At 69.2% G+C, this 19154-nt stretch carries 18 protein-coding genes; 16 read left to right on the top strand and 2 right to left on the bottom strand.

Features of this window, described 5'->3' with window-relative positions; translation table 11 throughout:
• The first annotated feature begins 7 nt into the window (after positions 1-7).
• Together secF and G8346_RS11745 are read left to right on the top strand one after the other, a co-directional pair.
• Positions 8-946, top strand: coding sequence for a protein translocase subunit SecF (secF, locus tag G8346_RS11750; protein ID WP_166051444.1), 939 nt, complete (start codon positions 8-10; stop codon positions 944-946).
• Positions 947-1018: 72 nt separating this feature from the next.
• Positions 1019-2818 (top strand): sodium:proton antiporter, encoded by a 1800-nt coding sequence (locus G8346_RS11745; RefSeq protein WP_166051442.1) that lies wholly within the window; start codon positions 1019-1021, stop codon positions 2816-2818.
• Positions 2819-3130: 312 nt separating this feature from the next.
• Here the strand turns inward: G8346_RS11745 and G8346_RS11740 are convergent, their stop codons facing one another.
• Positions 3131-3931 carry an inositol monophosphatase family protein gene (locus G8346_RS11740; RefSeq protein ID WP_166051440.1) on the bottom strand — a complete coding sequence of 267 codons (801 nt, stop codon included), beginning with the start codon at positions 3929-3931 and terminating at the stop codon, positions 3131-3133.
• 68 nt (positions 3932-3999) lie between these two features.
• Between G8346_RS11740 and G8346_RS11735 the strand changes: the two genes are divergently transcribed.
• From G8346_RS11735 to G8346_RS11675, 13 genes are all read left to right on the top strand, one after another.
• Positions 4000-4785, top strand: a complete 786-nt coding sequence (locus tag G8346_RS11735) for an RNA methyltransferase (protein WP_166051438.1) — start codon at positions 4000-4002, stop codon at positions 4783-4785.
• Positions 4782-5978 (top strand): IscS subfamily cysteine desulfurase, encoded by a 1197-nt coding sequence (locus G8346_RS11730; RefSeq protein ID WP_166051436.1) that lies wholly within the window; start codon positions 4782-4784, stop codon positions 5976-5978. Before G8346_RS11735 ends, G8346_RS11730 begins: the two co-directional genes overlap by 4 nt.
• Positions 5975-6361: an iron-sulfur cluster assembly scaffold protein gene (locus G8346_RS11725; RefSeq protein WP_166051434.1), complete on the top strand. Its 387-nt coding sequence runs from the start codon at positions 5975-5977 to the stop codon at positions 6359-6361. Before G8346_RS11730 ends, G8346_RS11725 begins: the two co-directional genes overlap by 4 nt.
• 63 nt (positions 6362-6424) lie before the next feature.
• Positions 6425-6748 (top strand): iron-sulfur cluster assembly protein IscA, encoded by a 324-nt coding sequence (gene iscA, locus G8346_RS11720; RefSeq protein WP_166051432.1) that lies wholly within the window; start codon positions 6425-6427, stop codon positions 6746-6748.
• 132 nt (positions 6749-6880) lie between these two features.
• Positions 6881-7312, top strand: a complete 432-nt coding sequence (gene ndk / locus G8346_RS11715) for a nucleoside-diphosphate kinase (RefSeq protein WP_166051430.1) — start codon at positions 6881-6883, stop codon at positions 7310-7312.
• 19 nt (positions 7313-7331) lie between these two features.
• The gene (gene rlmN, locus G8346_RS11710; RefSeq protein WP_166051428.1) at positions 7332-8438 is read left to right on the top strand and encodes a 23S rRNA (adenine(2503)-C(2))-methyltransferase RlmN; all 1107 of its coding nucleotides are present in this window, start codon (positions 7332-7334) and stop codon (positions 8436-8438) included.
• The gene (pilW, locus tag G8346_RS11705) at positions 8438-9196 is read left to right on the top strand and encodes a type IV pilus biogenesis/stability protein PilW (RefSeq protein ID WP_166051426.1); all 759 of its coding nucleotides are present in this window, start codon (positions 8438-8440) and stop codon (positions 9194-9196) included. Before rlmN ends, pilW begins: the two co-directional genes overlap by 1 nt.
• The gene (locus G8346_RS11700) at positions 9189-10163 is read left to right on the top strand and encodes a RodZ domain-containing protein (RefSeq protein WP_166051417.1); all 975 of its coding nucleotides are present in this window, start codon (positions 9189-9191) and stop codon (positions 10161-10163) included. Before pilW ends, G8346_RS11700 begins: the two co-directional genes overlap by 8 nt.
• A 13-nt stretch (positions 10164-10176) precedes the next feature.
• Positions 10177-11454, top strand: a complete 1278-nt coding sequence (gene hisS / locus G8346_RS11695) for a histidine--tRNA ligase (RefSeq protein ID WP_166051415.1) — start codon at positions 10177-10179, stop codon at positions 11452-11454.
• Between the two features lie 54 nt (positions 11455-11508).
• On the top strand, positions 11509-12159 hold the full coding sequence (locus G8346_RS11690) for a tetratricopeptide repeat protein (protein WP_166051413.1): 651 nt from the start codon (positions 11509-11511) through the stop codon (positions 12157-12159).
• A complete protein-coding gene (gene bamB, locus G8346_RS11685) occupies positions 12156-13319 on the top strand; it encodes an outer membrane protein assembly factor BamB (protein ID WP_166051411.1) in 1164 nt (387 codons plus the stop codon). The genes G8346_RS11690 and bamB overlap by 4 nt, the downstream gene beginning before the upstream one ends.
• A gap of 13 nt (positions 13320-13332) precedes the next feature.
• Positions 13333-14724 (top strand): ribosome biogenesis GTPase Der, encoded by a 1392-nt coding sequence (gene der / locus G8346_RS11680; RefSeq protein ID WP_166051409.1) that lies wholly within the window; start codon positions 13333-13335, stop codon positions 14722-14724.
• A gap of 19 nt (positions 14725-14743) precedes the next feature.
• Complete coding sequence (locus tag G8346_RS11675) at positions 14744-15901, top strand: homoserine O-acetyltransferase (RefSeq protein WP_166051407.1); 1158 nt, start codon at positions 14744-14746, stop codon at positions 15899-15901.
• Between the two features lie 316 nt (positions 15902-16217).
• Here the strand turns inward: G8346_RS11675 and xseA are convergent, their stop codons facing one another.
• Positions 16218-17597, bottom strand: a complete 1380-nt coding sequence (gene xseA / locus G8346_RS11670) for an exodeoxyribonuclease VII large subunit (RefSeq protein ID WP_166051405.1) — start codon at positions 17595-17597, stop codon at positions 16218-16220.
• A gap of 85 nt (positions 17598-17682) precedes the next feature.
• On the opposite strand from xseA, the gene guaB reads away from it, so the two are divergent.
• Complete coding sequence (guaB, locus tag G8346_RS11665) at positions 17683-19149, top strand: IMP dehydrogenase (RefSeq protein WP_166051403.1); 1467 nt, start codon at positions 17683-17685, stop codon at positions 19147-19149.
• Positions 19150-19154: the final 5 nt, after the last annotated feature.

The raw sequence follows: 19154 nt of genomic DNA, 5'->3' as shown, positions 1-19154 counted from the left end.
GGCCGCCATGGACTTCTTCAAGATCGAGTCGCAAATCGACTTCTTCAAGGTGCGCAAGATCGCGTACGCTGTCTCGCTCGGCCTGATCGTCATCTCCATCGCGTCGCTGGCGACCCGGGGCCTTAACTTCGGCATCGAGTTCCGCGGTGGCGTGGTGATCGAAGCCGGCTTCCCCGAGACGGTCGAGCTCGAGCCGATCCGCGCCGCGTTGGAGGCCGACGGGATCGAGCGCAGCATTGTGCAGCACTTCGGCAGCTCGCGGGAGGTGTCGATCCAGTTGCTGGCCAGCGAGAACGAAGACCTGGCGGCCACGCGCGCGAACATCATGCGGATCCTGCGCACCATCGACGCCGGCGCCGAACTGCAGCGTGCAGAGTTCGTCAGCGCCCAGGTCGGCCAGGAACTCGCCGAGGCCGGCGGTATGGCGACCCTGTTCGCGCTCCTGATGATCCTCGCGTACGTGTCCTTCCGCTTCCAGTGGAAGTTTTCCGTCGGCGCGGTGGCCGCCCTGGTACATGACGTGATTCTGACGGTCGGCTTCTTCTCCATTATTCAGCTGACTGTAGACCTGGCGGTGCTGGCAGCCGTGCTGGCGGTGATCGGCTACTCGCTCAACGACACCATTGTCATCTTCGATCGCATCCGCGAAAACATGCTTAAGATGCGGCGCAAGACGACCGAGGAGGTGATCAACGCCTCGCTAAACCAGACCTTGTCGCGCACGATCATGACCGGCGTTACGACCCTGCTGGTGCTGGTTGCGTTGTACGTGCTGGGCGGTGAGGCCATCGCCGGCTTCTCGATTGCTCTGATCGTCGGCGTCCTCGTCGGCACCTATTCCTCCATCTACATCGCCAGCGAGACGGCCCTCGCGCTGAAAGTCACCCCGACGGACCTGCTGCCGCCGCAGCCCGACAAGGACGAGGAATCCGGCGTGATGCCCTAGCCCGGGCGGGCTGTCACCGGGAAGCGGCGGGCCGGCCGGGCGACTGACTGAGCTTCGGCAAGGAGCCTCCTCATGCATGGCGCCACGCTGCTGTTGTTCATCCTGCTGGTAGGGCTCGCCAGCCAGTGGCTGGCCTGGCGCCTGAAGCTGCCCAGCATCGTCATCCTCATTGCCGCCGGCTTCGTGCTGGGCCCGGTGACCGGCGTGATCCAGCTCGGCATGCCGCCGGGCGAGCTGACGGAACTGATCGGCCTCGGCGTCGCCATCATCCTCTTCGAAGGCGCCATGGAGCTGAAGCTCGGCGAGCTCAAGCGCGTAGGCCACGGCATCGGCCGTCTCACCGTGCTCGGGCCGCCGCTGGCCTGGCTCCTCGGCAGCGCCGCGGCACATTACATCGCCGGCCTGAGCTGGCCGGTGGCCTGGGTGCTTGGGGCCATTCTCGTGGTCACCGGGCCCACTGTGATCGGCCCGCTGATCCGCCAGGCCCGTCTCAACAAGGAGTCGGCCTCGCTGCTGAAGTGGGAGGGTATCGCGAACGATCCCGTCGGCGTCCTGCTGGCCGTGCTGACCTTCCAGTATTTCACCGTCGCCGGCGGCGAGCTGAGCGAGACCTTTTTCAGCCTCGGCACGGCGCTGGCTGCAGCCGCGCTGACGGGTGGCGTGGGGGGATGGCTGGTGGGGTGGTTCTTCCGGCGCGGCTGGGTGTCGGAACATCTCAAGCCGCCGCTGCTGATGGTGCTCGTGCTGGCCGCCTACTGGGCCACCAACCTGGTGCAGCACGAGGCCGGCCTGCTCAGCGTGACGATCATGGGCGTCGTCATCGGCAACATGCAGCTCATCGAGCGCGAGGCGCTGCAGCACTTCAAGGAAAACCTCAGCATCATCCTGTTGTCGGTGCTGTTCATCGTGATTCCGGCGCAGCTTGAACTCAGCCAGCTCGGCCTGCTCGACTGGCGCCTGGTGCTGTTCGTCGTGGCCATCCTGTTCCTGGTGCGACCGCTGACCATCGCGCTGGCGACGCTCGGCGCGCCGATGCGCAAGCAGGACAAGCTCCTGCTTGGCTGGATTGCGCCGCGCGGCATCGTGGCCGCGGCGGCTGCGAGTATCTTCGGCCCGGCGATGGTCGAGGGCGGCCATCCGGACGCCGAGCTGCTGCTGCCCATCGTGTTCCTGGTGATCGTGGTGACGGCGCTGGCGCACGGCCTGTCCATCGGTTTCGTTACGCGCCGGCTCGAACTCTCTGCGCGCCGCGCCAACGGCTTGCTGATCGTGGGCGCCACGCCGTGGACGCACGCCCTCGCCGTGGCACTCAAGAAGATGGACGTCAACGTGCTGGTGACGGACGGCTCATACAGCCATTTGAAGCCCTTGCGCATGGACGACATCGACACCTACTACGGCGAGATCCTGTCGGAGCACGCCGAACAGGAACTCGAGGTGCAGCACCTCAGCTACCTGCTGTGCGCCACCGAGAACGATTTCTACAACGCCCTGGTGTGCAAGGCCCGCGGGGGCGCCTTCGGGCGCCATCGCACGTTCCAGCTCGCCACGCACCAGGAGTCGCGCAAGGAGTCGAAGCGCATGACGCTGCAGCAGCGCGGCCACGCGGCCTTCGACGATGGCGAGGACTACTGCACGCTGCACGAGCGCCTCGACGAGGGCTGGACCATGCAGACCACGCGCCTGAGCGAAAACTACGGCCTCGACAAGATGCGCGAGCGGCTGGGCGAGCAGGGCGAGTACTGGGTGCTCATCGGCGGCGTGAACCCCGACGGCCTGTTCCAGCTGTTCTCCGAGGAGCAGCCCTTCAAGCCGGAGAGCGGCTGGAAGCTGCTCTATTTCGCACCGCCGGAGCCGGCCGACGCGAGCTGATCAGGCCGGCCCCGCAGCCGTTCCATTGCGGCCGGCGCCGCGGCCAGGCCATCGCATGGTCCTTCTCGCTTGGAATTCTTATGCCGCTCGAAGGACCATGCAATGGCCCGGCCGCTACTGCGGCGGCCTGTCCGCGTATCCTCCGGCAACCTGGCCCGCCTGCACCTGGCTGGCAGACCGGCAACCAGCGCAGCGGCCGGGGCATGACAGGGCCCTGCGAGCGCATAAAGATTTCTAAGCGAGCAGGGCCCTGTCATGCCCCGGCCGCGGACAGGTCTTGCAGGCAGCCGGCCGGCCAGGCGGCCGGCGGGTTCAGCGCCGCAGGCCGGGCGTCAGGTGCGGCTCGATGAGCTTCAGCAGCGCCTCGTGGATGCGCGGGTTGCCGGCGACGATGTTGCCGCTCTGCTGCCAGCCGTCACGCCCGCCGAGGTCGGTGACGATGCCGCCGCACTCCTGGATCATCAACGCGCCGGCGGCGATGTCCCAGATGTTCAGGCCGATTTCCCAGAAGCCGTCCAGGCGGCCCGCTGCTACATAGGCAAGGTCGAGGGCCGCCGCGCCGGGGCGGCGTGCCCCCGCGGTCTGGCAGATGACGTCGCGCAGCATGGCCATGTAGGGGTCAAGGGACTCCGGGTCTTCCTTGTAGGGGAAGCCGGTGCCGATGAGCGAGCTGGCCAGCACACGCGTATCGCTGACGCGCATTTTGCGCCCGTCCACCGTCGCGCCGGTGCCGCGGCTGCAGGTGAACAATTCCTGGCGCATGGGGTCGTAGATCACGCCGTGCTCCAGCCGTCCGCGCTGCATGACGGCGATGGACACCGCAAAGACGGGGAAGCCGTGCAGGAAGTTGGTGGTGCCGTCCAGCGGGTCGATGATCCAGACGAACTCGGCATCGCCGCTGGCGCCGCTTTCCTCGGCCAGGAAGGCGTGATCCGGGTAGCTGCGGCGCACCGTCTGGATGATGTCGTCTTCCGCCATGCGGTCGACTTCGCTGACGAAATCGTTGCGGCCCTTGGTGTCGACCTTGATGGCGTCGAGCTGGTTGATGTGCCGGATGATCAGGTCGCCGGCGCGGCGCGCGGCGCGGACGCCGATGTTCAACAAGGGATGCATTGGATACTCTCCGCCAACAGCCGGGTAGAATACCAATTCGCCCCGTCGCCTGCAGGCTTTTCCCGTCCATGAGCATCCCCGTCCGCATCATCCTGGTCGGCACCACCCATCCCGGCAACATCGGGGCCACGGCGCGGGCCATGTGCACCATGGGCCTGGATCGGCTGACGCTGGTCGCGCCGCGCGAGTTCCCCAGCCCCGAGGCCACCGCGCGTGCGGCCGGGGCCGACGCGGTGCTCGAGCAGGCGCGGGTGTGCGCAACGCTGGAGGAAGCGCTGGCCGGCTGCCGTTTCGTGGTGGGTGCGAGCGCCCGCCTGCGCGCGGTGCCCTGGCCCGCGGTGACCCCGCGTGAAGCGGCGCCGCGCCTGCTGGCCGAGAGCGCGCACGGCGAGACCGCGGTGATGTTCGGGCGCGAGAGCAGCGGCCTGAACAACGAGGAGCTGGCGCGCTGCCACGCCCTGCTGCACATCCCGACCAACCCCGAGTACAGCTCGCTCAACCTCGCCATGGCGGTGCAGGTGGTGGCCTATGAGCTGCGGCTCGCGGCCCTCGGCGAGGCGCCGCCGGAGCAGGAACGGGTCGATCCGCTGGCACCGGCGGAGGAACTGGAGCGCTTCTACGAGCACCTGGAGCGCACCCTGGTCGACGCCGGCTTCCTCAATCCCGCCAATCCGCGCCACCTCATGTTGCGCCTGCGTCGCCTGTTCAACCGGGCCATGCCGGAAGAGAAAGAGGTGCGCATCCTGCGCGGCATTCTCAGCGCGCTGGAGCCCCGTCGCATGCCTGCATCCGGCAGCGAGGCGCAGGAAGCGCTAAGGTATACCTCGCCCGACGCCGGGCCGGATACGCCATGAACGACGACTGCAAGCCAATCTACCTCGATTATGCCGCCACCACGCCGGTCGATCCGCGCGTGATCGAGCGCATGATCGAGTGTCTCGGGCCGGGCGGGTGTTTCGCCAACCCGGCGTCGAGCTCCCATGCCCCCGGGCGCGAGGCGCGCAACCGGGTCGAGGCCGCGCGGCGCGACGTCGCGGCCATGCTCGGGGCGGTGCCGCCCGAGATCATATGGACCTCCGGCGCCACGGAATCGAACAACCTCGCCATCAAGGGCGCGGCGCGCTTCCACGCCGACCGCGGCCGCCACATCGTCACCAGCCGCACCGAGCACAAGGCCGTGCTGGACACCTGCCGCCAGCTGGAGAAAGAGGGGTGGCAGGTCACCTATGTGACGCCGGGACCGGGCGGGATCGTTGGTCCCGCGCAGGTCGAGGCGGCGCTGCGGCCGGACACCGTCCTGGTGTCGGTGATGTACGTCAACAACGAGATCGGCACCATCAATGACGTCGCGGCCATCGGCGCACTGTGCCGCGAGCGGGGCGTGCTGTTTCACATCGATGCGGCGCAGGCCGCCGGCAAGCTGCCGCTGCGGGTGGACGAGCTGTGCGCCGACCTGCTGTCGTTGTCGGGTCACAAGGTGTACGGCCCCAAGGGCATCGGCGCGCTGTACCTGCGCGGCAGCCCCAAGAGCCGGCTGGAGCCGCTGATCCACGGCGGCGGCCACGAGTGGGGCATGCGCTCGGGCACCCTGGCCACGCACCAGATCGTCGGCATGGGCGAGGCCTTCCGCATCGCCACCGCTGAGCAGGCCGCGGAGGCCGCGCGGCTGGTGCAGCTGCGGCGCCGGCTGTGGGACGGGATCGCAAGCCTGGGCGGCGTGCATCTCAACGGCGACCCGGAGCGCCGCGTGGCCGGCATCCTCAACGTCTGCTTCGAGGGCGTGGAGGGCGAGAGCCTGCTGTTCGCCCTGCGCGAGCTCGCGGTGTCCAGTGGCTCGGCCTGCACGTCGGCCAGCCGCGAGGCGTCCTATGTCTTGCGTGCCCTGGGACGTGATGACCAGCTCGCCCAGAGCTCGCTGCGCTTCAGCGTCGGGCGCTTTACCACGGCCGAGGACGTGGATCGGGCCGCGGCGATCGTGCGAACGCAGGTGCAGAGGCTGCGGTCGCTCGGTCCCGACGGCAGCGAGGCGCAGGAGGCCGCAATATGAACACCGACCAGCTCGACTACTCGGCGGAAGTGCGCCGGCGCTTCGAGGGCGCGCCCCGTCACGGGCGGGTCTTCGCCGCGCCGTCGGAACGGCGCCGTGGCGCTGCGGGGAACATTAGCCATGGCGTCCGGGTCGAATTCGAGGCGCGCGTCCGCCAGGGCAAGGTGCTCGAATGCCGCTTTCGCGCCTATGGCTGCCCCCATGTCATCGCCGCCGCCTCCTGGGTGGCGGAGCATGCCGAGGGGCGGCGCACCGTGGAGCTCGACTGGGTCGATCCGCATGCGCTGGCGCGGCTGCTGGACGCCCCGGCCCATAAGCTGGGCAGCCTGCTGGTGGTCGAGGACGCATACCGCGCCTGCATGACGGGCGCGACCGAGGCATAATTCCGGCGCCGGGCCCGTGTTTGCACGGGCGCCCGGACCAAGCACGAGGAGGACAGAGGAGAGATGGCAATCACGCTGACCGAATCCGCCGCCAACCGCGTCAAGGACTACCTGGCGCGCCGCGGCAACGGCCTGGGCATCCGCCTGGGCGTGAAGCGCACCGGCTGCTCGGGCTGGGCCTATGTGGTTGACTACGCTGACGATAGCCACAAGGACGACGTGGTTTTCCAGGACCACGAAGTGCAGGTTTTCGTTGCTCCCGAGCACCTCAAGCTGATCGACGGCACCGAGGTCGATTTCGTCAAGGAAGGCCTCAACGAGGCGTTCCGATTCCGCAATCCGAACGTCAAGGGCGAATGCGGCTGCGGCGAGAGTTTCAGCGTCTGATTGTGCGCCCGGGGCCCGGGGCTTAAGATATTCCGTTACGCCCGCGGCTGACGCGGGCGCGAGCTTGCGGCCGCAGGATGCGGTTTTGCAAAGAGTTTTGTACGGAATCCAGACTTCAAGCAAGGGAACCCCATGGCGATCGAACGCACTCTTTCCATCATCAAGCCCGACGGCGTGCAGAAGAACCTCATTGGCGAGGTGTACCGGCGCTTCGAGGCCGGCGGCCTCAAGATCGTGGCGGCCCGCATGACGCACCTCTCGCCTGCCGACGCCGGCGCTTTTTACGCCGTGCATCGCGAGCGCCCGTTTTACAATGACCTGGTCGCCTACATGACCTCCGGTCCCGTGATGGTCAGTGTGCTGGAGGGCGAGGGCGCCATTCTCAAGCACCGCGAGATCATGGGCGCCACCGACCCGAAGAAGGCCGACCCCGGCACCATCCGCGCCGACTTCGCCGACAGCATCGAGGAGAACGTGGTGCACGGTTCCGACGGTGCGGACACGGCGCGACAGGAGATCGCCTTCTTCTTCGCCGGCACCGACATCTGTCCGCGGACGCGCTGAGGCCGGCGCCGGAGCATCGATGAGCGACGCGCGCGTCAACCTGCTGGGACTGTCCCGCGAGGGGCTGGAGGAGTTTTTCGTCGGTCTCGGCGAGAAGCCCTTCCGCGCGCGCCAGCTCATGGGCTGGATGTACCGTTTCGGAGCCGACGATTTCGCGGTCATGACCGACATCTCGAAGGCGCTGCGCGAGAAGCTGGCGCAGGTCGCGGAGATCCGCGTGCCGGTGATCCGCTCGCTGCACCATGCCGCGGACGATACCCGCAAGTGGATGCTGTCCATGGACGGCGGCCAGGCCATCGAGACGGTGTTCATCCCGGAGCCGGCGCGCGGCACCCTGTGCATCTCCAGCCAGGTCGGCTGCGCCATGGACTGCGCCTTTTGCGCCACGGGCAAGCAGGGCTTCAACCGCAACCTCGTGGCGGCCGACATCGTCGGCCAGGTGTGGCTGGCCAACCGCGAGCTGGGCTACCAGCCGGACGGCGACCGCATCGTCACCAATGTCGTGTTCATGGGCATGGGTGAGCCGCTGGCCAACTACCGCAACGTAGTCCCGGCCATACAGGTGCTGCTGGACGATTATGGTTTCGGCTTGTCGCGGCGTCGCGTGACGGTCAGCACCTCCGGGCTGGTGCCGCAGATGGAGCGGCTCGGTGAAGAGTGCAACGTGGCGCTCGCGGTCTCGCTGCATGCGGCAGACGATGCGTTGCGCGACGAGCTGGTGCCGATCAACCGCCGCCACCCCATCGCCGAGCTGCTCGAGGCGTGCTGGCGTTACGCCGAGCGCCGTGCCGGGCGCCACATTACCTTCGAGTACGTGCTGCTGGACGGCGTCAACGATCGCGAGGAAGACATGCGCCGCCTGGCGAAGCTGCTGTCGCACCGCCCGGCCAAGGTCAACCTGATCCCCTTCAATCCCTTCCCGGGGACGGAGTTCAAGCGCTCACCCGATGCGGTGGTGGAGCGCTGTCGGGACTTCCTGCTGCGCAAAGGCATCCGCACCACCATCCGCCGCACCCGGGGCGACGACATCGACGCGGCCTGCGGCCAGCTGGCGGGCCAGGTCAACGACCGCATGCGCTATCGCCTCGGCACCAAGCTGGTCAGCGTTTCCGCGAGGGCATCCTGATGCACAAGTTCGGCCTGTTCCTGGTCTGCGCGGGCGCCTTGCTCGTGACCGGCTGCGTCAGCACCAGCACCAGCACGAGCGACGCGCCGGCGGCGTCCGACAAGGAGGCGGCCCGCTTCAACGTCCAGCTCGGCATCAGCTACCTGCAGCGCGGCAACCTGCAGGATGCGCGGGAAAAGCTGGAGCGCGCCGTGCAGCAGGACCCGAGCTTCCCCTCGGCGCATGCTGCGCTGGGACTGCTCTATGAGCGCGTGGGCGAGATGGACAGGGCCGGCTCCCACCTGCGCCGCGCTGCGCAGCTGGCGCCGGACGACGCCTCCATGCTGAACAACTACGGCGGTTTCCTGTGTCGTCGCGGCGAGCGCCAGGCCGGCATCGAGTACTTCAATCGCGCTGCCGGCAACGCTTTTTACCGGACGCCCGAGGTGGCGCTGACTAATGCCGGCGTCTGCGCCCGCGGAATCCCGGACATCGAGGGTGCCGAGGCGTATTTCCGCCGCGCGCTCGAGGTCAACCGCACCCATCCCGAGGCCCTGCTGCAGATGGCCGATCTCAAGCTCGCCGCGGGCGAGTTCTTCAATGCGCGCGCGTTCATGCAACGCTACGAGGCTGTCGCTACGGCCACCCCCGTGAGCCTGAAACTGGCGCGTCGCATCGAGTTGGCGGCGGGGGACAGCGACGCGGCGGCGCAATACGAGCGCCGGCTGCGGCAGGAGTTCCCGGAGTCGGAAGAGTCGAGGAGGCTCGACAATGAGTGACCCGCAACAGACCGGCGCCGAGCCCGAGATCGAGGCCGTTCCGGTCCCGTCGGCAGGAGAGTGCTTGCGACTCGGACGTGAACAGGCAGGCTGGACGCTGGAGCGCCTGGCGGGCGAGCTGTGCCTGCCCGTAGACCGCCTGCGCGCGCTCGAGGCCGACGAGTTCGCCGGTTTCGGCGGCGCCGTGTTCGTGCGCGGCTACCTGCGGCGCGCAGCCGCCGTGCTCGGCTTGCCGCCCACAGCCCTGATTGCCGGCTACGAGGCGGCTTCCGGGATGACGCGCCCGGCCGATATCGTCCCCGAGCTGCCGCCCGGCCGCCCCCCGCGGCGCGGGATGCCGGAGTGGAGCGGCAGGGTCGCGACGGTGGCGCTTGTCGTCGGCGCCATCGCGTTCACCTGGTGGTACATGGGACCGCCCGGCACGCCCGAGCCCCTGGCGGAAGCGACGCCGCCCGCGGCGGAGCCGGCGCAGCTCGTGCTGCCGCAGGTTGAACCCGAGGCCGCGCCCGCGCCTCAGCCCGCCGCGGCAGAGGTCACGGCAGAGGCCACGGCAGGGGCGGCAGCAGCAGCGGTCGCTCCCGCGGAGGAAGTCGCGCCCGAGTCGACGGCGCAGCCCTCACTGAGCGCCGCGGCGGAGCCGGGCGAGCAGCTCCTGTCGCTGCCGACCGTGGAGACCGATGCCGGAGCGGGCGCTGCTGCGCTGGAGATGCCGGTCACCGTCGAGTTGCGCTTCGAGTTCGCCGAGGACTGCTGGGTCGAGATCAACGATGCCCGCGGCACCCGGCTGGCATACCGGCTGTACCGCGCCGGGGATGTCTCGCGCCTGCGTGGCGTGGCGCCCGTCGAGGTCTTCCTGGGCAACGCCGAGGGCGTGCGGCTCACCGTGGATGACACCCCCGTGGCGGTGCGTCCTGCGGCGGGTCGCGACGGCACCGCGCGCCTGACCGTCGGCGGCGGCACGGGCTGACGCGGGAGGCATCGTGGCGCAGGCGATCCAGCCCATCCGGGGCATGAACGACATCCTGCCCGAGGCCACGCCGACGTGGCAGTGGGTGGAGGCCTGTGCACGCGAGATTTTCCAGGCCTACGGCTACCACGAGCTGCGCGTGCCCATCGTGGAGCGCACCGAGCTGTTCAGCCGCTCCATCGGCGAGGTCACAGACATCGTCGAAAAGGAGATGTACACCTTCACGGATCGCAACGGCGACAGCCTCAGCCTGCGGCCCGAGGCGACGGCGAGTTGCGTGCGCGCCGCGATCAGCAACGGCATGGTGCACAACCAGCAGCAGCGGCTCTGGTACGCCGGGCCCATGTTCCGCTACGAGCGGCCGCAAAAGGGCCGCTACCGGCAGTTTCACCAGCTGGGAGCCGAGGCGCTGGGTTTCCCGGGGCCGGACATCGATGCGGAGCTCATCCTCATGTCGGCGCGCCTGTGGCGTGCGCTCGGCCTGGAAGGCCTCCAGCTCGAGCTCAACTCGCTCGGGACCAGCGCGTCCCGGCAGGCTTATCGCGAGCTGCTGGTGGAGTATTTCAGCGACCACCGCGACGCCCTGGACGAGGACAGTGTCCGGCGCCTGGGCCAGAACCCGTTGCGCATCCTCGACAGCAAGAATCCCGAGATGCAGGCGGTGATCGCGGCGGCGCCGGTGCTCACGGAGCACCTCGACGCCGAGTCCGCGGAGCATTTCGAGCAGCTCAAGGCGACGCTGCATGCCGCGGGCGTGGCTTACCGCGTGAACCCGCGCCTGGTGCGCGGGCTCGACTATTACAGCCGCACCGTGTTCGAGTGGCTGACCGATCGGCTCGGCGCGCAGGCCGCGGTCTGCAGCGGCGGGCGCTACGACACGCTGGTAGAGCAGCTCGGTGGCCGGCCCACGCCGGCGATCGGCTGGGCGCTGGGCATGGAGCGACTGGTGGAACTGGTCGCCGGGCACGCCCCGCAGGACGCCGGCCCGCACGCCTACCTGGTGCCGCTCGGCGAGAAGGCGCAGTCGGCAGGGCTGGCGCTGGCGGAACAACTGCGCGACGAGATCACGGGCCTGCGACTGCAGGTGCATTGCGGCAGCGGATCGCTCAAGTCGGCGATGAAAAAAGCCGATCGCAGCGGCGCCGCTGCGGCACTGATTCTCGGTGAGGAGGAGCTGGCCGCGGGCCAGGTCGTGTTCAAGCCGTTGCGCAGCGTGGATGCGCAGCAGGTCATGGATCGCGAGACGTTGGGCAGCTATCTCGCAAAGAGTGTCGTGGAACACCGCGGCTGACGGAATTGACCGCCGGGCAAGGGACCGGCGACGGAGAGCAAAGTGGACGATTACTTGACTGAACGCGAACAGGTCGACCGTATCCGCCAGTGGTGGAAGGAAAACGGCGCCTGGATCATCGTCGGCGTGGGCGGCGGTGTGCTGGCCCTGGCGGGCTGGAACTGGTGGCAGGGTTACCAGTTGCAGCGTGCCGAGCAGGCTTCGGCCATCTACGCGGTGATTGCCGAAGCGGCCATGGAAGAGCGCATCGAGGAGATCCGCGTCGGGGTGGAGCGGCTCGAATCCGCCCACGGCGGTTCGCCCTACCTGCAGCACGGCCGCTTCGCGCTGGCCGGCGCGCTGGCGCGGGCCGGGGAGTTTGCCACTGCGGCCGACCAGTTGCAGCAGGTGCTGGACGGCGCCGACGATCCCCAGCTCAGGCTGATCGCGCGCCTGCGCCTGGCGCGCGTGCTGCTGGCTGCGGGCGAGCACGAGCGTGCGCTCGAGATGGCGCGTGGCGGCGAGCCGGGCGTGTTCGTGGCGCCGCTGCGCGAGGTCGAGGGCGACATACTGGCCGCCCAGGGCGACACGGCGGGAGCACGCGCGGCCTACGAGGCGGCGCTCGAGGGCGCGGCCGAGCACGCCGGCATCATCGACGAGGCGCACGTGCAGTTGAAGCTCGAGGCGCTCGGCGGCACGCCCGCCGCGGGGAGCGACGCTTCGTGAGGAGGCTTCCCGCGGCCTGGCTGGGTTGTGTCGCGCTGCTGTGCCTCGGCGGTTGCGGCATATTCGGCAGCAAGGACTCTCCAGTCGAGCAGCCGGCCGAGCTGACGGACTTCGAGCCCACCTTTGCGGTGCGCCAGGCTTGGGAATACAAGGCCGGATCCGGATCCGAGGATTTGGGATTGGCGCTGCGCCCGGCGGTGCAGGGCGCGCGGGTGTTTGTTGCCGGGCGTGACGGCGAGGTGCACGCGCTGGACCTCGAGACCGGGGAGCGCCGCTGGACCAGTGAGACCGAGCTCGAGCTGTCGGCCGGCCCGGCCGTCGGCCAGGGCCTGGTGGTGGTCGGCTCCAGTGATGGCGTAGTGGCGGCGCTCGATGCCGCGGATGGCTCGCTGCGCTGGCAGGAGCAGCTGTCGGGTGAAGTGCTGGCGGCGCCGGCGCTCAGCCCGACGGCGGTGATCGTGCGCACGGTGGACGGCCGCCTGTATGCGCTGGCGCCGGAGACAGGGCGCCGGCTGTGGACCGCCGAGGAGCGGCCGCCGCGGCTCTCTTTGCGCGGCACCGCGGCGCCGGTGATAGCCGGCAACCTGGTCGTGACGGCTTTCGACAATGGCAAGGTGGCTGCTTTCGCCTTGCGCGACGGTGAGCCGCGCTGGGAACAGACGCTCTCGGTCGGGCGCGGCCGCACGGAGATCGAGCGGCTCATGGATCTCGATGCCACGCCGCAGGTGATCGGCCAGGACGTGTACGTGGTCGGCTATCGCGGCCGCATCGCCAACCTGGCCCTGGAGAGCGGCCAGGTGCTGTGGTTCAACGACATGTCGAGTCACGCGGGGCTGGGCGTCGACTGGACCACGGTATACGTCACGGAAGCCGAGGACACTGTGATCGCCCTGAACCGGTCCAGCGGCGGCGAATTGTGGCGCCAGGATAGCTTGCGCCTGCGGCGCGTGACGGCGCCGACGCCCGTCGCCCGCAGCGTGGTGGTGGGTGATTTCGAGGGCTGGCTGCACTGGCTGGATCCGGTCACCGGCACATTGCAGGCGCGTCACCGCGCCGGCAAGTCGGCCTTTGTGGCGGCGCCGGTCAGCGCCGGCGAGCTCTTGGTCGCACAGGACGAGAACGATCGGGTTTACGCCCTGCGCGCGGAGCCCCGGGGCTGAGGCCTCGATCCCCATGCTTCCCGTCGTCGCGCTGGTGGGCAGGCCGAACGTCGGCAAGTCCACGCTGTTCAACTTCCTCACCCGGACGCGGGATGCGCTCGTCGCGGACCTGCCGGGGCTGACCCGGGATCGCCAGTACGGTTTCGGACGCGTCGGCCCGGTGCCCTACATCGTGGTGGACACGGGCGGGCTCAGCGGCACCAAGGACGAACTCGATGGGCTGATGGCGCGCCAGACGCTGCACGCCCTGGACGAAGCGGATGCCGTGCTTTTCCTGGTGGACGCGCGCGAAGGACTCACCGCCGCCGACGAACAGGTGGCGACGATGCTGCGCCGGCGCGGCCGTGCCGTGCGCCTGGTAGTGAACAAGGCCGAAGGCCAGGACACGGCGGTGGTCGGCGCCGAGTTTCACCGCCTCGGCCTGGGCGAGCCGGCAGTGATTTCCTCGGCGCACGGCGACAACGTGCGTGCCCTGATGGAGGCCGTGCTGGAGCCGTTCCCGGTCGACGAAGAGGCTGACGCCGCGCCGGAGCAGGGCGTGCGCGTGGCCGTCATCGGCCGGCCCAACGTCGGCAAGTCCACGCTCATCAACCGCATGATCGGTGAGGATCGCCTGGTGGCCTACGACCTGCCTGGCACGACGCGCGATGCGGTGGAAGTGCCGTTCGTGCGGGACGGCCGGCGCTACCTGCTGGTCGACACCGCCGGTGTGCGACGCCGCTCCCGGGTGTCCGAGGCAGTCGAGAAGTTCAGCGTGATCAAGACGCTCGGGGCCATCGACGCGGCGTCCGTCGTGATCGCGGTGCTGGATGCGCGCGAGGGCGTCACTGACCAGGATGCGAGCCTGCTCGGGCTGGCTGCCGAACGTGGCCGCGCCATGGTCATCGCCGTGAACAAGTGGGACGGCCTGCCGCCCGACCAGCGCGATAACGTGCGCCGCCAGCTGGAACTCAAGCTGCCGTTCCTCGATTATGCGCCGGTGCAGTTCATTTCGGCGCTGCACGGCACCGGCGTGGGTGACCTGTTCGGGCTGGTCGACGCCAGCCACGAGGCCGCGCACCGCGACCTGCCGACGCCCGAGCTCACGCGCGTGCTGCAGGACGCCGTGAGCGCGCACCAGCCGCCGATCTCGCGCGGCCGCCGCATCAAGCTGCGCTATGCCCACCAGGGCGGCCGCAATCCGCCGGTCATCGTGGTGCACGGGACGCAGGCGGAGTTGCTGCCCGACAGCTACCGCCGCTACCTTGCCAATATCTACCGCAAGGCCTTCCGGCTGCAGGGGACCCCGGTGCGCATCGAGTTGCGCTCGGGCGAGAACCCTTACGCCGGCCGCCGCAACCCGCTGACACCGCGGCAGCAAAGAAAACGCGAGCGCCTCATGCGACACGTCAAGAAGCGTCGCTGAGGGCGCGAAGGAGCCCGCCATGGAGCCAGGGAGCAAGATCATCAAGCCGCCCGCATTCACCCCGACCGAGGCGCGTGCAGCGTCCGGCGCGCGTCGCTTCGTGCGCCTGGAGCAACCCTTCCGCATGCACCGCGGCGGCGTGCTGCCGCGGGTCGATATCGCCTACGAGACCTGGGGCGAGTTGAACGAGGACGGCTCCAACGCCGTGTTGCTCTTCACCGGCCTGTCGCCGTCGGCGCATGCCGCCTCATCGCCAGAGGACACCTCGCCCGGCTGGTGGGAGGACATGGTCGGCCTCGGCCGCCCGATCGACACCCGCAATTACTTCGTCATCTGCGTCAACTCGCTCGGCAGCTGTTTCGGCAGCACCGGGCCGGCCTCCATCGACCCGCGCACGGGCGAGCCGTACCGCCTCAGTTTCCCGGTGCTCACCATCGAGGACGTCGCAGTGGCAGGACGCGAGGTGGTGCGGCACCTCGGTATCCGACAACTGCACACCGTCGTCGGACCTTCCCTCGGGGGCATGTCGGCGCTGGCCTTCTGCGTGCTCTATCCCGACATGAGCCGCGGGCTGGTAGCGATCTCTTCCGCGGCCCGGGCCACGGCATTCGCCATCGCCCTGCGCTCACTGCAGCGCGAGATGATCCGCTCGGATCCCGACTGGCTCGGCGGGAACTACCCGGCTGAGAAGCCGCCGCTGCGGGGCATGCGCCTGGCGCGCAAGCTCGGCATGATCACCTACCGCTCGGCCGAGGAATGGGACCAGCGCTTCGGCCGCGAGCGCGCCGGCGGCGAGCACGATGCCGGCGACCAGTTCGGCGTCGATTTCGAGGTCGAGTCCTACCTCGAGCATCATGCCAACAAGTTCATCGGCCAGTTCGACCCGAATTGCTATCTCTACCTGTCGCGCGCCATGGACCTGTTCGACGTCGCCGAGCACAGCGGCTGCGTCGCCACCGAGCTGGCCAAGCCGGGCATCAAGCGCGCGCTGGTGGTCGGCGTCGAGACGGACTTCCTGTTCCCGCTGCACGAGCAGGAGCAGCTCGCCGAGTGCCTGGAGCGCGAAGGCCGCGAGGTCGACTTCGTGGCCCTGCCGTCCATCCAGGGGCACGATTCGTTCCTGGTCGACATGGACGGATTCCGGCCGGTGATCGCGCGCTACTTCGACCGCGCTTGACCCCCCGGGGGCAGGGACCCGCGCCAATCCTGCGCGTGGACGCCGTAAATACGTCCCTGTAGGCTCGCTCGCGCACGTCCTGTGCGCGAGCGCCACGCGCAGGATTGGCGCGAGTCCCTCCCGCACTCCGAGCCGACCGCCGCGCAGCCCGACGCGGCAGCTCGGACGCGTCTGCTGCCACCGCTGCAGCTGCGTGATGTGGCACAGGCCGGTTCGGGGCGCTCGCACACAGGGACGTGTGCGAGCGAGCGTACAGGGACGTATTCACAGCGTCCCCGACCGGGCCTGTGCCGCAGCGCGCAGCGGCCGGCAGTGTCTAGGACGATTTCCTGGGCGGGTCGTCGTGCGTGGTGGTGACTTCGGCTTCGACCTGGCCGCGCGCCAGGCGCAACTCGATGCGGTCGCCTGCGGCGAGCTGCCGCGCGTCGCGCAGGATGGTCCCGTCGCGCGGATCGGTGGCGATGGCGTAGCCCCGTTCCAGTGTCGCCAGGGGGCTGACGGTGTGCAGCGCATGTCCCGAGGCGTCGACGCGCGAGCGCAGGGACTGCAGGCGATAACGCGCGCTCGTGCGCAGGCGCTGCTGCAGGCTGTCTACGCGCTCCCGCGTGGCCTGGACGCGGCGCGCCGGCGACTGGGCCACCAGCACCGCGCCGGCATGTGCGAGACGGCGTTGCCGCGTAGCGATGGCGCTGTCGATGGCGCGCCTGAGGCGTCCCTCGAGCTCGTCCAGCCGCTGGTGGTGCTGGCGGAGGCGCTGCCCCGGATGGGCCACCGCCAGCCGGCGGCGCTGCCAGTCCAGCTTCTGCGCCAGCGTGCCCAGCTGGCGGCTCATGGCGTTGCGCAGCCGCCCGGCATCCTTGTTGAGCCGCCGCAGCCATTCCAGGGCGTCGGGCACCACCAGCTCCGCGGCGCCGGACGGCGTCGGCGCGCGCAGGTCCGCGGCGAAGTCTGCGATGGTGAAGTCGACTTCGTGACCGATGCCGGACACCACGGGTATGTCGCTGGCACGAATCGCCCGCGCCACCACTTCCTCGTTGAAGCTCCACAGGTCTTCGAGCGAGCCGCCGCCGCGGGCGAGGATCAGCACGTCGCACTCGGCCCGTTGCGAGGCCGTGGCCAGCGCGGCCGCGATCTTCGCCGCGGCGCCGTCGCCCTGCACGGGAGTGGGATAAATGATCACCGGGACTGCCGGGAAGCGGCGCCTGAGGACGTGCAGGATGTCGCGCACGGCGGCCCCGCTCGGGGAGGTGATGACCCCGATCCGCCGGGGCAGCCTTGGCAGCGGGCGCTTGGCGCTCTCGGCGAACAGGCCCTCGTCGAGCAGTTTTGCTTTCAGCGCCTCGAAGCGGCGCCGCAGCGCGCCCTCGCCAGCCTCCTCGGCATACTCCGTGACAAGCTGGTATTCGCCGCGCGGCTCGTAGACGGTCAGGCGGGCGCGCAGCAGCAGCTGCATGCCGTTGCGCGGGCTGACCGCCAGCTTGAGCGCGGTGGAGCGCCACATCACGCAGCGCACCTGGGCGGCCTCGTCCTTGAGCGAGAAATACACGTGGCCGGATGCCGGGCGGGCCAGGTTGGAGACCTCGCCCTCGATCCAAAGTGCCGGCAGGCCGGTCTCGAGCAGCAGCCGCACCTCCCGGTTGAGGCGTGCCACCGTCCAGACATCCCGTTCCGGCAGCTCGAAATCCTCGCTGCTCATGCCGGCATGATACCCCGAGATTTACCCCTGTCGGCACGGCGCGTAGAATGGCCGGTTTACACTCCCAAGCTTCGAGGGACACCCTATGCGCCTGATCCAGGAAGCCCTCACCTTCGACGACGTCCTGCTCGAGCCCGCCTACTCGGACGTGCTGCCGCGCGACGTGAGCCTGGCGACCCGCCTGACCCGGGACATCGAACTGCAGCTGCCGATCATCTCCGCGGCCATGGATACCGTGACCGAAGCCCGGCTCGCCATCGCGCTGGCCCAGGAGGGCGGCATCGGCGTCATTCACAAGAACATGACCGCCGAGGCCCAAGCGCGCGAAGTGCGCCGGGTGAAGAAATACGAAAGCGGCATCATCAACGACCCGATTACGGTGGCGCCCGACAAGACCATCCGCGAGGTGCTGGACCTGACGCGGGCCAAGGGCATCTCCGGGGTTCCGGTCGTGGATGGCGGCCGCATCGCCGGCATCGTCACTAACCGCGACCTGCGTTTCGAGACGCGCCTCGACCTGCCCGTGTCCGAGGTCATGACACCGCGCGAGCGACTGGTGACGGTGCGCGACGGCTCGGCCAAGGACGAGGTGCTGCAACTGCTGCACAAGCACCGCATCGAGAAGGTGCTGATCGTCGACGAGAACGATCGCCTCACGGGCATGATCACGGCCAAGGACTTCCAGAAGGCCACTGATTTCCCTTACGCCTGCAAGGATGAGCGCGGCGCGCTGCGCGTGGCGGCGGCGGTCGGCGGCAGCGCCGACACCGACGAGCGCGTGGAGGCGCTGGCCGCGTCCGGCGTCGATGTCATCGTCGTCGATACGGCGCACGGCCATTCGCGCGGCGTGCTGGAGCGGGTGCGCCTGGTGAAAAAGGCTTTCCCGCACATCCAGGTCATCGGCGGCAACATCGTCACTGCCGACGCGGCCAGGGCCCTGGTCGAGGCCGGCGCGGACGGGGTCAAGGTCGGGATCGGCCCCGGCAGCATCTGCACCACGCGTATCGTCGCCGGCGTCGGCGTGCCCCAGGTCACCGCGGTGGCGAACGTGGCGGCGGCGCTGGCGGGCACAGGCGTGCCCGTGATCGCGGATGGCGGCATCCGCTATTCCGGCGACATGGCCAAGGCCATTGTCGCCGGCGCCCACAGCATCATGGTGGGCAGCCTGTTCGCCGGCACCGAGGAGTCCCCCGGCGAGGTGGAGCTGTACCAGGGCCGTTCCTACAAGGCCTACCGCGGGATGGGATCGCTGAGCGCCATGTCGCAGCGCAACGGCTCCAAGGACCGCTATTTCCAGGACGCCACCGACTCGGTCGAGAAGCTGGTCCCGGAAGGGATCGAGGGACGGGTGCCTTACAAGGGCAGCGTGCTCCAGATCGTGCACCAGCTGGCGGGCGGCCTGCGCGCCGCCATGGGCTACACCGGTTGCCGCACCATCGAGGAGATGCGCAGCCGGCCGAAGTTCGTGCGCATCACCAACGCCGGCGTTCGCGAGAGTCATGTCCACGACGTGGCGATCACCAAGGAAGCGCCCAACTATCGCGTCGACTGAACAGG

The organism is Thioalkalivibrio sp. XN279 (assembly GCF_011089885.1).
Lineage (GTDB): Bacteria > Pseudomonadota > Gammaproteobacteria > Steroidobacterales > XN24 > XN24.
The sequence above is the reverse complement of the archived record's forward strand: the minus strand, read 5'-3'. Positions and strand labels throughout refer to the sequence as shown.

Bases quoted from the DNA above. Each gene is read 5' to 3' on its own strand.
- secF (WP_166051444.1), top strand. From the start codon at position 8: ATGGACTTCTTCAAGATCGAGTCGCAAATCGACTTCTTCAAGGTGCGC.
- G8346_RS11745 (WP_166051442.1), top strand. From the start codon at position 1,019: ATGCATGGCGCCACGCTGCTGTTGTTCATCCTGCTGGTAGGGCTCGCC.
- G8346_RS11740 (WP_166051440.1), bottom strand. From the start codon at position 3,931: ATGCATCCCTTGTTGAACATCGGCGTCCGCGCCGCGCGCCGCGCCGGC.
- G8346_RS11735 (WP_166051438.1), top strand. From the start codon at position 4,000: ATGAGCATCCCCGTCCGCATCATCCTGGTCGGCACCACCCATCCCGGC.
- G8346_RS11730 (WP_166051436.1), top strand. From the start codon at position 4,782: ATGAACGACGACTGCAAGCCAATCTACCTCGATTATGCCGCCACCACG.
- G8346_RS11725 (WP_166051434.1), top strand. From the start codon at position 5,975: ATGAACACCGACCAGCTCGACTACTCGGCGGAAGTGCGCCGGCGCTTC.
- iscA (WP_166051432.1), top strand. From the start codon at position 6,425: ATGGCAATCACGCTGACCGAATCCGCCGCCAACCGCGTCAAGGACTAC.
- ndk (WP_166051430.1), top strand. From the start codon at position 6,881: ATGGCGATCGAACGCACTCTTTCCATCATCAAGCCCGACGGCGTGCAG.
- rlmN (WP_166051428.1), top strand. From the start codon at position 7,332: ATGAGCGACGCGCGCGTCAACCTGCTGGGACTGTCCCGCGAGGGGCTG.
- pilW (WP_166051426.1), top strand. From the start codon at position 8,438: ATGCACAAGTTCGGCCTGTTCCTGGTCTGCGCGGGCGCCTTGCTCGTG.
- G8346_RS11700 (WP_166051417.1), top strand. From the start codon at position 9,189: ATGAGTGACCCGCAACAGACCGGCGCCGAGCCCGAGATCGAGGCCGTT.
- der (WP_166051409.1), top strand. From the start codon at position 13,333: ATGCTTCCCGTCGTCGCGCTGGTGGGCAGGCCGAACGTCGGCAAGTCC.
- G8346_RS11675 (WP_166051407.1), top strand. From the start codon at position 14,744: ATGGAGCCAGGGAGCAAGATCATCAAGCCGCCCGCATTCACCCCGACC.
- xseA (WP_166051405.1), bottom strand. From the start codon at position 17,597: ATGAGCAGCGAGGATTTCGAGCTGCCGGAACGGGATGTCTGGACGGTG.
- guaB (WP_166051403.1), top strand. From the start codon at position 17,683: ATGCGCCTGATCCAGGAAGCCCTCACCTTCGACGACGTCCTGCTCGAG.